The organism is Marinifilum breve, from assembly GCF_003202155.1.
Taxonomy (GTDB): domain Bacteria; phylum Bacteroidota; class Bacteroidia; order Bacteroidales; family Marinifilaceae; genus Marinifilum; species Marinifilum breve.
Genome location: NZ_QFLI01000005.1, coordinates 288755 through 302699, shown reverse-complemented (window position 1 = coordinate 302699; position 13945 = coordinate 288755). Strand labels below are relative to the sequence as shown.

Here is a 13945-nt window from a genome sequence, read left to right as displayed (position 1 = left end):
ATTTAAAATTTGTCTTATGAGAATTTCACATCGAATTTTAGAAACAGTTAGAAGGAATCCTACATCGGTTTTTGAATTAGGAAAAGGTCAGAGAGGTAGTAATTCCATTGCCAGAAATTGGGAGTATAAATTAAAGCCTTTTCATGTCCCAGGAGTGTCAATTGGTCAAGTGGCCAATACTTTCGAAGCCTATTGTTTGGGAGCTTTTAATAATAACAAAGCGAATCTGAAAAAAATAGGAGAGTTGTATGATAGATATCCTAAATATGAATTAAATTATCAACAACAGAATTTAGTTTTTCAAGACTTCCATAAAAACATAGAGTTTAATATTGCCGGAGATTTTTTATTAACAGGTGAAATCTTTAGGATTGATCGAACTAGAAATGGAGGATATGCTATAACGGTGGTTTGGAAGAACCAAGAAAGTGATATTTGGGCTCAAGAATTAAGATTCCCTGTATTACAAAAGTTTTATGCAGACGAATTTGGTGTGCCAACGAATAAAGTACAAGTTGGAATATATGATTTTGAAAATGTATCTCATGAATACATCTCATTTGATGAGGAGTCTATTGAAGATGCGATGAAAGAACTGCAGAATATCATTAAAGAAATTGGTGCAGCTACTGTTTAATTTCAAGAAAGCCCCAAGTGGGGCTTTTCTGTTATCATTAAAAACAAAGATTAAGACGCATTGTTTAAAAACTCAATGTAAACACAATCAAATCCGCCTTATCTCCTAAACGGCTAGCACTAATGGCTACAGAGCTGCCATCGGTAAGCGTGATGTCGTTTAGTTTTACACCTTGTGGCAGGCTGAATTCCTTTTCACTTTTTACAGAGCCTGCATCATCAATTTGTACCAGTTTAATTTTGTTATTGTAGGTACCAGCAATCACGAAAGTGTTATCGGCAAATGCCACAATGTGCTCGGGCATGCCATCGCCTGTAAGCTTTAGGGGCGAATCCCAAAGTTTTTTACCAGAGCTGTCGTAAGCTGCGGCAAAGGCTGCATTGTCCGTTGATCCTGCAAAGAGAACTTGCTTCTTGGCATTCATACCCACGGCAGTGGCCTGCTGATTCTCGGGCAATAGAATGTCCCATTGTAAATAACCCGCCTGGTTGATGGCAAAAATCCAGTTTCCGGCTGCAGCAAAAGCAGTGTTCGAATCGGTATCGCTGGTTAAAGCATACACTTTGCCCTTGTTGGTATAATTGCGCGACCATAGTTTTTTACCATCGGCATTTAGCTTTACCAAGGCAGGGGTGAACAAGGAGTCTTGGGTGTTTTGGGTATATCCGGCAATTAAAATCTGATTATCGGGGTACACCACAAAATCGAGCGCTTCGGCCAAGCTCACCTTTTGGTTGAATAGGTTCTGCCCATTGGCGGATAGCTTGTACATCCATGCCTGTCCTGCCACACTATCAACAATGGCATTGGTAATGCCTGCCACATAAATTTCGTTCTGCGCACTTACGCTAATCTTGTTTACCATGTCGTCGAAAGGATTTCCCAGCATCTTGTTCCAAAGCATTTTTCCATTGGCATCCAGACCTAAAATCCAGGAATCGTACATTTCGCCTTCGGCTTTGGGTGTGGCCGATACTACCACCAATTCACCATTGGGGCGAGTGGCAATTCCACCTCCAAAATCGTTAAACTCCTGATTGTCGAATCCTTTTACAAAGAGGTAATTTTCCTCGGGAAAGTCTTTCGAAATCTCATCGCCCAATATGCTGGCCTTTAAATTAAAAATATCGACAAACTGTTTTCCTTCGGGGTATAAAGACACAAATTGGTTGTAAGCCTCGAGGCTGTTTACACTTTTGGCCCATTCGAAAAGCAATTGCTTCTTTAACAATTTGGCCGCAGCAATTTTCGATGAATTGGGAAAGTCGGCAATATACTTGTCGATGGCCTCCAGGGTTTTTGTAGCAGCTGCCTCTTTAAAAGCCATGTCTGCCATTTGTTTTCTCACCTTATTTACTTGCTGTGCCTCGGGATAATTGCTCACAAAATCGCGCAGGTCTTGCAGCGTTCCTTTACCCATTGCATTTTGGTAAGCCAAATTGTTTCGCAGTTTTGTTGTAATCCCAACCTGAGCCGATTCAGGATAATCGTTTAAGAATTGATTAAAGGCATCCACGGTATTTTGCTTCTCGGCCTCGCGAAATTTAATGTAAGTTAAAATGTGGGCCACATTGGTTTTGTATTTCGAATCGGGAAATTCTTTCAAGAATCGCTTGGCATGCTCGGCATTGTTCTCCTCCCTCACGAATTTAATCAACTTGTCTTCCAGGTGCAGATATTCCCACTCCATGTTTTTATCAATGGGGCGGTTCTTGCGTCTTTTGTCTTGTCTAAAAAACAGCAGATTTAAAACCTCTTTCTCGTCGGCAGTAAAGGCTGGCTTTGCATCGTAAGCTTTCTGAAAATAGGCAAAGGCTTTAAAGTAATCTTTGCGCGAATATTTATCGACAGCGTAAAGGGCCGCCAGTCCGATGTTTGCCATTCGCGAATCAGGCTCTTTTACCAGCACTTTCTCGAAATTTGCTTTGGCCTTGTCGAGCTCAGCATCGATATCGGCTGTGGCCCGAGCTTCCATGCCTTTAAATAATGAATTGTTGAATATCCTTTTGGGATTTTGTGCCATGCCAAGCATCGAGATCAGCATGAACAGGATGAGTGTATTGATATATTTTGTATTCATGTTATACCATTTATATATTAAAATGAGCCGGTATAATGCCGATACATATTCGAAAGGGCTTTAGAAGTGAAACGCTCTAAAGGCGCTCCCGATAGCTATCGGGACTGAATAGTAATCGGTAAGTAGGGGCTTATTTTTTTAAGACTAAAAATTCCACACGGCGATTCTTCGAGCGTCCGTCGTCGGTTTGGTTGGTATCTATAGGTCTTGAAGCTCCGTAGCCAGCCGCTTTCATTCTATTGGGATCGATTCCCTTGCCAACAAGATACTTCACCACCGATTCGGCACGTCGCTGACTTAAACCCTCGTTCAATTCATCGGAGCCTTTGTTATCGGTATGTCCGCTAATCTGAATCTGGCTCACCATTCCTTCTTTTAGGAAATTGGCCACCTTGTCGAGCTCCTCAAAAGAAGTAGGCAAGAGTGTACTTTTGTTGAATTCAAAAAAGATATTGTCGAGAATCAGGGCAGCCCCTTCTTCAATTTGTCTCAGCTCTTCGGTAAACAAATCCTTAGGCAATTCAGGCTCTACGAAAGTAATGCTCCCTTGCGAGTGGCAATTGTTTTGGTCACTTACGTGATAAGTATAGGTACCCGCCTGCAGATTGGTCAATTTTGTGATGTCTTTCGAACCGTTGCTCCAATCGATATGATAAGGAGGCTGTCCGCCAGATATTACCAAACTAATTACACCATCGTTTATAATTTTACTGATTTGGCCCGTTACCGGATTTTTACCTCCTGTGTACGAAGAATCGATCACCACGGTCTCCAATCCTTTGGGAACACATGCACATGAGGTACAATCCACCAGGGGACGAATCTCAAAATCGTCGAAAAAGTAGTAAGCGTATTCTTTGCCTTTTTTGTTCTTGGTATCGCGACCGGTAACCACGTAGTTGGTGTTTTCGTAGTTCTTAAAGTTTCCTACAATAAAGTACTCCTCGTAACCTTGGGCAGTATAAACCATACAGAACTGGGCCCACTCTTCGGTATTGTCTAAAAACAGGCCTGCCTTATTGCTCAGGTGAGCTTTAAAAGTCAAATGGCTTTTGTTGCCGTTGGCCACTTTGGTTTCAGAAAAATGAATGCCCAACTGGTCAACCGCAAACTTACTTCCCGATGCCAATTTGTACCAAAAGGAAACGCAATATTTCTGCCCCTCAATCATAGGGCTGCTTAAAGTTCCTTGAAAATACTCCCTAAAATTGCGATTGCTTCCACTAAGAATGGCACCCATATAGCCTTTGCCAGTTTTGGCTTTGCTGTAGCCTGCAAAATTATCGGGTACGCCTACTTCTCCTTTGCTACATGCATTAAAATAATCGGGCGTGGTAAATGATGGATAGGTCCAATGCGGAATCAACTTGTGGGTTTTATCCATAAAGGTGTAGCTTTCGGGGCATTTCTCATACTCTTCGAAACTGGGGTTAAGCACCATATTCTCTTCCTGCGCATAGGATGCAAAGCAGGTAAAAACAGCACTCAATACCATGAGATACTTTCGGTAAATGTTCTTCATTACAAGTAAAGTTATAGTTAAGTCTTTCTCCTTCAATGTCAAATGTATTAACAAAACATATTTTAAACAATATTATGGCAATTAAATATTAAAATAGCCTGAAAGGCTAATAGCAATAGCATAAGGCGGAGCCCTATGAATGGGATGTATTAGAAAAGAAGCCCTGCAGGGGCGGGAGCAAAATTATCTATTAATTGATGTATCATATCGAAATGAGAAACATTCGAAATCAGGCTTACGCCCCTTCAGGGCTCAGGCAATGGAATAGATTCATTCCAATGGGCTACACCCATCGCTATTGCTATGGCCCTTTCAGGGCAATTAATTCTCCGAATAAATATTGAATTGCCTTTGAATTGCCTCGGGTTTTAACCCGAGGGAACAAATCATGCTATAAAACATCTATCTGAATTTATTCTAAATACAAACTGTATAAAACGATGAGATTATCCTTTTATCTGAAAAGGTTCTCTATCTATTGGATAATGGGGTATTCAGACATTATTATCTTTAATTGTGATTTAAAACACATCTAGATATCTAAACATAACGGGAGTCATACAAGCCTATATTTCATATATTTATTAGAGTTATTGATGTCTGACTCAATAAAATAAATCTATGAAACGTCCATGATTAAAGGAATGATCGAGCTACTACACGCATCAAAATCCTGAATCATCGGAATGTTCCATCTGCTAAAAAGAAAACCTAAAAGAAACAGATGAACATGGCGAACAAAAACGACAAGTCAAGAAGACGATTCCTGCAAAAATTGGGCATTGCAGGAGCGAGTACCGTTGCTGGATCGGCCTTGCTACTGCAAGGATGTAGCGATTCGAACAAAGCCAGCGGTAACAAAGTAAAAGTACTTACTGCCGATAACAAATTGGTAGAAGTAGATGTAGCCCACCTAAAACCCGGAGATAAAATCCAGGACCTAAAGTACCTACAGAAGCGAGGTCGCGAAGGAATTCCGGGAAAGAAATTTGTAATGGTTGTTGATTTGGCCAAGTGTAAGAATGCACGAAAGTGTATGAAAGCCTGCCAAAGTGCACATCAGCTAAAACCCGAAATGCACCATTTGAATGTGTTGGAAATGGAAGATCCGGTAAAAAAAACCTCTTACTGGATGCCTAAAACCTGTCAGCATTGCGACAACCCACCTTGTGTATCGGTTTGTCCGGTTGATGCAACCTTTAAGCGTCAGGATGGAATTGTTCTGATCGACAACGAACGTTGTATTGGTTGTAGATTCTGCGTGGCAGCATGTCCTTACTCGGCACGTACCTTTAACTGGACCGAGCCTAAGAATTCCGATAAGATGGCCGATGTTACCTACGATATGGAGCTGAATGTTCCTCAAAAGAAGGGTACAGTTACCAAGTGTGCCTTTTCGGCCGATCAGCTGCGTCATGGAAAGTTGCCTTACTGTGTGTCGGCATGTCCGAATGGGGTGTATTACTTCGGCGATCAGAACGAAGATTTGGTAACCAATGGTACTACCAAGAAAACCGTACGCCTAAGCCACTTGTTGGAAGAGAATGCTGCTTATACGCTAATGCCTGAACTGGGTACACAACCTAGTGTTTACTACTTGCCTCCGCGCGAAAGCGAGGGATAATTCAATTAGATTGGAAACACCCCTCTCCCTGTAGGGATCTCCCCTGAAGGGGAGAAATTAAAGATTGAAGTCGGTTTAAAACTTGTCAATCTGTTGAATAAGAAGGTTTCCCCTTTCAGGGGGAAATGCCGACAGGCAAAGGGGGTGTAGGTTAAAATGAATCTCAAAATCTAACTACGTTATAACTATGAACGAAACAATAGCAAAAGGTCATTTGAGCGAGGAGCAAATTGATAAGGACCTTTTAAAAAATGTGAACTGGGGAGGAAAGTTCAAGCTTTGGATGGGCTTTCTTACGGTATCACTTATAATATGCTTGTATTACTATTATCAACAATTGCAAAACGGATTGGGTGTAACGGGTCTTCACGACTATGTATCGTGGGGAATCTACATTTCTAATTTTGTTTTCTTTGTTGCAACCTCTTTAATTGGGATGCTGGTATCATCGGTACTGGGCATGATGAAAGTTGAATGGGTACGACCAGTAGCTCGAATTGCCGAGTTGGTAGCCCTTGCCTTTGCCATGGTAGCTGGACTAATTATCATTACTGATATGGGTCGACCGGATAGACTGTTGAATGTATTCATTCACGGTAGGGTGCAGTCGCCAATTGTTTGGGATATTGCCGTTGTGGTAACCTACGTTGTGATCAGTGGCTTACTATTATACATCCCCATGTTACCTGATATTGCATTGTGCCGCGATAAGCTAAACAATGTGCCGAAGTGGCAACAGAAAATGTACAGGAGCTTGTCCTTGGGATGGAACAACACAGCAAAGCAATTCCGTTTAATGAATCGCTACACTCGCATGTTGTTGATTCTGATTATCCCGATTGCCCTATCGATTCACACCGTTACTTCCTGGTTGTTTGCCATGACCTTGCGTTCGGGATGGGATTCGCCAATATTCGGGCCATACTTTGTGTCGGGTGCATTTGTAGCAGGTTGTGCTGCGGTAATCATTGCCATGTTCTTTTTCCGCAACAACTATAAGTTGAAAGAATACATCACCGCCGATCATTTCGACAGAATGGGTAAACTATTGGTTCTGGTTGCTTTGGTGTATGTATACTTCAATATCAACGAAATTATCGTTCCCGGATACAAGGCCAATACTGCCGATGCCAAGCATGTTCACGAAATGCTTTATGGACACGATTCGGTAATGTTCTGGCTGGTACAATTGGGAGGTTTGGTTATTCCTTTCTTACTGATTTTGTTCAAGCCAATGCGTAAGCCTTTGCCACTAACCATTATTGCTGTTGTGATTCTGGCCGGAGCCTGGTTCAAGAGAGTTCTAATTGTAGTTCCTACCCAGTTGGCTCCTTACTATCCAATTCAGAATGTACCAGAGGGATGGACAGGATATTCACCAACCACACCTGAGGTTGCCATTACCGTAGCATCATTCATTTTGGTAGTGATGATTATTACCGTGCTGGCAAAACTATTCCCTGTAGTTCCAATTTGGGAAGTTAAAGAAGACATGAACCACAAAAACAACAAGTAAGATGAAGAACAATAAAGGATATCATATAATCATTCTGTTCTGCCTTTGCTTTTTGGCTGTGGCGAATGTGAATGCACAAAGCGATTGGCAAGCACCTGCAGAAGAAAACGAAAAACTAAGCCCTTTCCTTTTCGATGATGATATGGTTTTGGAAGGGAGAATAGCCTACGAAAACTCATGTACATCTTGTCATGGCACACCAGGACAGGATGATTTCACACCAATGTCGCCACCTCCGGGTGATCCGGCAGCCGAACAGTTTCAAGCGCAAAGCGATGGATCGATGTTCTATAAAATTAAAATGGGACGTGGAACCATGCCGAAATTCGAAGATGCTTTTGCTGATGATGAGCTGTGGAACATTGTAGCATACATCCGTAGTTTCAACGAAGACTACAAGCAGGAGTTGCCAAATATGGAAGGTGTTGTAATTCCTGAATATGCGATGAGTTTAAGCTTTGATGAGAACGTAGATAAATTGGTTGTAAAAGTATTTGCTGAAGAATTACCACAGCCAGAAGTAAGCGTGAGTGCATATGTAATGGGGACTTTCGGGAAGCATTTATTGGGCAAAGCACAAACCAACGAATTGGGTATTGCCTATGTAGATGTTGATCCAACTCTGCCAGGCGATGAGGAAGGAAAAGTAAATGTAATGGTTAAAGCCACCAAAGAATTTGCTCGAGCGAAGGTAGAGAAGCACATGGTAATGGCTAAGCCAACCGAACGTCATTCTGCCATCGAAGGACGCCACATTTGGAGTACCGATAGAATGGCACCAATCTGGTTGAAGATTACCTTCTTCGTTTCGGTATTTGGAGTTTGGTTTGCACTTCTGTTCATTGTGTTTGGATTAAGAAATATCAAGAAGGCGAGAGAAGAAGCTTAAATAAGGTATGGTCTAATACACCCCTCTCCCTGTAGGGTCCCGATAGCTATCGCGGATCCCCTAGAAGGGGAGAAACACAAAATAGATTACAGTAGTTGAATTTAGATTCTTTCCCTTTTAGGGAAAGTGCCGATAGGCGAAAGGGTGCAGAGGAAGCTTAAGTAACAATTTTAGAAAATAAAAAAATCAAAATATATGAAACTTGCAAGGCGTGATTTTTTAAAGAGTTCGGCCGCCATAGCCGCTGCAACTGCTGTTGGAGTTGCAGTTCCGGAAACTCTGAAAGCAGAAGCTCGTGAGGCCGAAAGTGGCTGGACATGGGATAAGGCTGTATGTAGATTCTGTGGAACTGGTTGTGGTATCATGATTGCCACAAAAGACGATAAAATACTTGCTGTAAAAGGTGATCCATTGGCTCCTGTAAACCGTGGATTGAACTGTATCAAAGGATATTTTAATGCCAAGATAATGTACGGTGCCGACCGTCTGAAAAAGCCATTGCTTCGTGTGAACGAAAATGGTGAATTCGATAAACAGGGAAAATTTAAAGCTGTTAGCTGGCAGCGTGCTTTCGACGAAATGGAGAAGCACATGAAATCGGCCATGAAGGAATTGGGACCAACAGGAATTGGAATCTTCAGTTCTGGTCAGTATACCATTATGGAAGGTTATGCTGCATCGAAACTGATGAAGGCAGGTTTCCGTTCCCATAATATCGACCCGAATGCCCGTCATTGTATGGCATCGGCGGTAGTTGCCTTTATTCAGGCTTTTGGTATTGATGAGCCAGCAGGGAACTACGACGATATGGAAATTACCGATACGGTAGTAACCTGGGGAGCCAATATGGCCGAGATGCACCCAATTTTGTGGTCGAGAATTACCGAGAACAAACTGAGTCATCCCGACAGAACCAAGGTGATAAACCTTTCTACTTATACCAACCGTACTTCCGATTTGGCGGATATCGAAATTATATTCAAGCCGAATACTGATTTAGCGATTTGGAATTATATCGCTCATGAAATTGTGTACAATCAGCCACAAGCTATCGATTGGGATTTTGTGAAGAAGTATACCGTATTCGCAACTGGTTTTGTTGATATCGGTTACGGAATGCGTACGCCTGATCATCCTAAGTTTACCGATAAGGAAAAAGAAACCGTGAAGCATGAGGTTGCCAAGAAACTGACTGCCGATGAGGGGAAAACTTTGGCTTACCTGGGTTATAAGGAAGGTGATGTGATGGAAATGAAGCATCGCAACAAGGCAGTGAATCATTGGATCATTCAGTACGAAGAATTCAAGAAGGCATTGAAGCCTTACGATTTGGATACGGTAGCGAAAATTACCAAAGGTGATCCTGAGGAATCATTGGAAGATTTCAAGAAGAAATTGAAGGCCATGGCAGATCTGTACATTGAAAAAGGACGTAAGGTTTGTTCTTACTGGACCATGGGATTCAATCAGCACACCAGAGGTTCTTGGGTGAACGAGCAGGCATACATGGTACACCTATTATTAGGAAAACAATCGAAGCCAGGTGATGGTGCCTTTAGTTTAACGGGACAGCCATCGGCCTGTGGTACCGCTCGTGAGGTAGGAACATTTGCACATCGCTTGCCAGCGGATATGGTGGTTGCCAATGCCAAGCATCGCGAGATTTCTGAGAAATTGTGGAAAGTTCCTGCGGGAACCATCAATCCTAAAGTGGGGAGTCACCTGATGAAGATCCACCGCGATATTGAGGATGGAAAGATAAAATTTGCATGGATTAATGTTTGTAATCCATATATGAATACTGCCAATGCGAATCACTGGATTAAGGCAGCTCGCCAAATGGATAACTTCATTGTTTGTTCCGATGCTTATCCAGGTATTTCGGCTAAGGTTTCCGATTTGATATTGCCTTCGGCGATGATCTACGAAAAGTGGGGAGCTTATGGTAATGCAGAGCGCAGAACTCAGCACTGGAAACAGCAGGTAACTCCTGTTGGAGATGCAATGCCTGATGTTTGGCAGTTTGTAGAGTTGGCCAAACGCTTCAAATTGAAAGAGGTTTGGGGAGCACAAAAAGTTCCTGGATTGAAGGATGGTTTGCCAGATGTTTTAGAAGGAGCTAAAGCAATGGGTTACTCTCCTGAGGATACTTTATACGATGTGCTTTTTGCCAACGATGATGCGAAGAAATATGCTTGGCCAGATCCGATTGGAGAAGGTAAGATCAATACAGAATCTGGTGGTGATAAGCGTAAGGTATTAGGATCTGATGGGAAGCCATTTGAAGGTTACGGATTCTTTATGCACAAATACATTTGGGAAGAGTATCGCAAGTTTGGTTTAGGAAATGGTCACGATTTGGCTGATTTTGATACTTATCATCACTGCCGTGGATTGAAATGGCCGGTTGTAGATGGCAAAGAAACACTATGGCGATTCAATTCGGAATATGATGTATATGCCAAGAAGGCAGGAGTTGGACCATTTGCCTTCTACGGAAAAGCACTGAAGAAAATGCCTCAGGGATCCATCTCGAAACCTGATATGTCTAAGCCTAAAGTTGATTTGGCGAATAAGGCGAAGATCTTCTTCCGTCCGTATATGGAAGCACCTGAGGTGCCGGATAAGGAATATCCTTATTGGTTATGTACCGGTCGTGTACTGGAGCACTGGCATTCGGGAACCATGACCATGCGCGTACCTGAATTGTATCGAGCAGTGCCGGAAGCACTTTGTTACATCCATCCGAAAGATGCAGCTGAGCAAGGTTTTGCAGAAGGTGATTTGGTTTGGGTAGAATCAAGACGTGGACGAATTAAGGCGCACATCGAAACTCGTGGAAGAAATCGTGTGCCAAGAGGTTTAATTTACCTGCCATGGTTCGACGAGAAGGTGTTTGTAAACAAACTTTGTTTGGATGCCACTTGTCCGATGTCGAAAGAGACAGACTTTAAGAAGTGTGCAGTAAAATTAAGTAAAGCGTAAAACTAATTATGAATTAAGAGTTATGAATTATAAATGATTTTAAATCAGTTAATGCAATTCATAACTCATAATTCCTAATTAAAAATAAATATGGTGTCAAGAAGAAAAGTAATTCAAAGAGTACTGGAAGGAGCTGTATTTGTAGGCGGTGGCGGTTTAATTTGGGGGAAATCCATCAAAGCAAACACCAAGGCTGATTATGTGCTTCGTCCTCCTGGTGCTTTAAAGGAAAAAGACTTTCTGAAAGCATGTATCAAGTGCGGACAATGTGTTGAAGTTTGTCCCTATGATACACTAAAGCTTGCAGAGCCAGGTGATGGCATTGCAAACGGAACACCCTTTTTCGAACCTAGAACGATTCCTTGCTACTTGTGTACCGATATGCCTTGTACCGATTCTTGTCCTTCGGGAGCTCTGGATTTAAAGGTCCTGACCAAGGAAGAAGAGAAACCGGATATACTGAATTCTAAAATGGGCTTGGCTGTGATTCATAAAGAATCCTGTTTGGCCTATTGGGGAATTCGTTGTGAGGCTTGTTATCGCGCTTGTCCGTTGATCGATAAAGCTATTACGCTGGATTATGAGGTGAATAAAAGAACAGGTATGCATGCCAAGTTACTTCCTGTAGTTCATTCCGATGTATGCACCGGATGTGGCGTATGCGAACAAGCATGTGTTGCCGAGAAGGCTGCCATTTTTGTTCTGCCTTTGGACAAAGCAACAGGTGAAGTGGGCGACCATTACATCAAAGGTTGGGAAAAAGAAGATGAGAAAAGAATCAATGAGGAAGTCGAAAAAGCAGATGATGACAAGGATGTTAAATCGGCTATCGATTACTTGAATGATGATGATTTAATTGAAGACTAAAGATATTTGGATGAAAACGATTAAATATACCATACTAAGACGAATCATTCAGCTGTCCTTTTTGTTCCTGTTTGCTGGGGGAAACTATTTTGGATGGGAAATACTTCGAGGCAATTACAGTTCTGCCATCATTGCTGATTCTTTGCATTTGAGCGATCCTTATGCTGTTCTGCAGATATTGGTTTCAGGGTTTATTGCATCAAGTTCAGTATTGTTGGGAGCATTATTAATCTTTTTGATCTATGCATTGATTGGAGGAAGGATGTTCTGTTCCTGGATTTGTCCGATGAACATCATTACTGATATCGCTTTCCGTTTGCGCAGAATATTTAAGATAGAAACGGAAGCAAAGGTTTCGGTATCCCGAAATCTAAGGTATTATATACTGGCTTTAAGCCTAATTGTTTCTGCAGTATTTGGAATGGCTGCCTTTGAAATTATCAGCCCAATATCTATGCTTCACAGAGCCATTGTGTTTGGCTCAGGAGCTGGATGGGCAATTGTTGCAGTGGTTTTCTTTGTCGATCTGTTTGTTTTGAAAGCAGGTTGGTGCGGACACATTTGTCCTTTGGGAGGTTTTTATTCCTTAGTTGGAAAACAAGCTGTAATTAAGGTGAAGCACGATAAAGAGAAATGTACCCATTGTATGGATTGTTTCGATGTGTGTGTGGAAGAGCCTGTTTTGGATATTGTAGGCAAGAAAAGCGACTTTATTCGTAGCGGAGCCTGCACCAATTGTGGAAGATGCATTGAGGTTTGCAATGATAATGCGATGAAATATTCGCTGAAGTTCGATTTGAAAAATTAATTAAGAGATTAAATAAAATCTAAAAACATGAAATATCTAGCCCTAATTGCTTTGTTCTTTTTGGTTGCTTGTAATCAGCCTAAGGAGAAACAAATTGATGAAAATCAGTTGGGTTTTATTGATGCAGACTTGCATTCGGATGAAACCAATTTTAAAATGAAGGCCAATTTTAATGAGGATAAACCAGAGGTAGGGATAACCATTGAGCGTTCTTTTGAGAATGCACCACCTATGATTCCGCACACTACTGCTGGATTCTTCCCAATTAAAATGGACAATAACATTTGTTTGAGCTGTCACATGCCCGACAAAGTTGAGGAATCGGGAGCGCGTGAAATCTCAAAAACACATTTCCAAACCTGGCGTCCGCAAATGGATGTAAAAGATGGAGTGTATTCAAATCCAAAGGAAGACAACAAGGTATTTGTGAAAGATGTGAAGGATTTGAATATGGCATATTTTAACTGTTCACAGTGTCATGCTCCACAGGCAGATGTTACCATTGATATTGAGAATCTGTTTACGGTCGAGTTCCGTGAAAAATTTGGTATCAAAGAATCCAATTTACAGGAGAACATAGGTGATGGCGTAAATAATTAATTAATAATGGTAGAGACGCAAGGCTTTGCGTCTCTGCATGATATAAAGATTAATAATATGAATATATCCAGTGTAGTAGTTCGTGTTCTTCCAGAGAATACTGAACATTTAGTGGGAGTACTAAAGGATAGTGATTTGTGTGATTATCATTTGCATGATGAAGGAAAGATAATTGTTACAATCGAAGGAGAAGGTATCAGTGAGGAGATTGCCAAACTGAAGAAGATCCAAGCATTTAAAAATGTGCTTTCGGCTGATATGATGTATTCCTATTCCGAAGATGAATTGGATCAGGAAAGAGACAAGATTGACAAATCGGACGGAATAAAACCCTGGTTGAATGATAACAGCAAAGATGCCGGATTGATTAATTATGCCGGAGATCTGAAAAAGAAGAAATTATAATGTAGAGACACG

The 13945-nt window shown here is 41.6% G+C and carries 11 protein-coding genes; 9 read left to right on the top strand and 2 right to left on the bottom strand.

The window, feature by feature from the left end; translation table 11 throughout:
- The first annotated feature begins 16 nt into the window (after window positions 1–16).
- Window positions 17–637, top strand: coding sequence for a hypothetical protein (locus tag DF185_RS13235; RefSeq protein ID WP_110361221.1), 621 nt, complete (start codon window positions 17–19; stop codon window positions 635–637).
- A 64-nt stretch (window positions 638–701) separates the two neighbouring features.
- Here the strand turns inward: DF185_RS13235 and DF185_RS13230 are convergent, their stop codons facing one another.
- Both DF185_RS13230 and DF185_RS13225 read right to left on the bottom strand, forming a co-directional pair.
- A complete protein-coding gene (locus DF185_RS13230; RefSeq protein ID WP_110361220.1) occupies window positions 702–2717 on the bottom strand; it encodes an outer membrane protein assembly factor BamD in 2016 nt (671 codons plus the stop codon).
- A gap of 130 nt (window positions 2718–2847) precedes the next feature.
- A complete protein-coding gene (locus tag DF185_RS13225) occupies window positions 2848–4239 on the bottom strand; it encodes an OmpA family protein (protein WP_110361219.1) in 1392 nt (463 codons plus the stop codon).
- Window positions 4240–4963: 724 nt separating this feature from the next.
- Here DF185_RS13225 and DF185_RS13220 point away from each other — a divergent pair.
- From DF185_RS13220 to DF185_RS13185, 8 genes are all read left to right on the top strand, one after another.
- Complete coding sequence (locus DF185_RS13220; RefSeq protein WP_110361218.1) at window positions 4964–5863, top strand: 4Fe-4S dicluster domain-containing protein; 900 nt, start codon at window positions 4964–4966, stop codon at window positions 5861–5863.
- Window positions 5864–6050: 187 nt separating this feature from the next.
- The gene (gene nrfD / locus DF185_RS13215; protein ID WP_110361217.1) at window positions 6051–7379 is read left to right on the top strand and encodes an NrfD/PsrC family molybdoenzyme membrane anchor subunit; all 1329 of its coding nucleotides are present in this window, start codon (window positions 6051–6053) and stop codon (window positions 7377–7379) included.
- A 1-nt stretch (window position 7380) separates the two neighbouring features.
- On the top strand, window positions 7381–8268 hold the full coding sequence (locus DF185_RS13210; protein ID WP_110361216.1) for a c-type cytochrome: 888 nt from the start codon (window positions 7381–7383) through the stop codon (window positions 8266–8268).
- A 195-nt stretch (window positions 8269–8463) separates the two neighbouring features.
- Window positions 8464–11253, top strand: a complete 2790-nt coding sequence (gene napA, locus DF185_RS13205) for a nitrate reductase catalytic subunit NapA (protein ID WP_110361215.1) — start codon at window positions 8464–8466, stop codon at window positions 11251–11253.
- 93 nt (window positions 11254–11346) lie between these two features.
- Window positions 11347–12120: a ferredoxin-type protein NapG gene (napG, locus tag DF185_RS13200; RefSeq protein ID WP_207784649.1), complete on the top strand. Its 774-nt coding sequence runs from the start codon at window positions 11347–11349 to the stop codon at window positions 12118–12120.
- A 10-nt stretch (window positions 12121–12130) separates the two neighbouring features.
- A complete protein-coding gene (gene napH / locus DF185_RS13195) occupies window positions 12131–12928 on the top strand; it encodes a quinol dehydrogenase ferredoxin subunit NapH (RefSeq protein WP_110361213.1) in 798 nt (265 codons plus the stop codon).
- 27 nt (window positions 12929–12955) lie between these two features.
- Window positions 12956–13528 (top strand): nitrate reductase cytochrome c-type subunit, encoded by a 573-nt coding sequence (locus tag DF185_RS13190; protein WP_110361212.1) that lies wholly within the window; start codon window positions 12956–12958, stop codon window positions 13526–13528.
- 57 nt (window positions 13529–13585) lie between these two features.
- Window positions 13586–13933, top strand: a complete 348-nt coding sequence (locus DF185_RS13185; protein WP_110361211.1) for a chaperone NapD — start codon at window positions 13586–13588, stop codon at window positions 13931–13933.
- Window positions 13934–13945 lie beyond the last annotated feature (12 nt).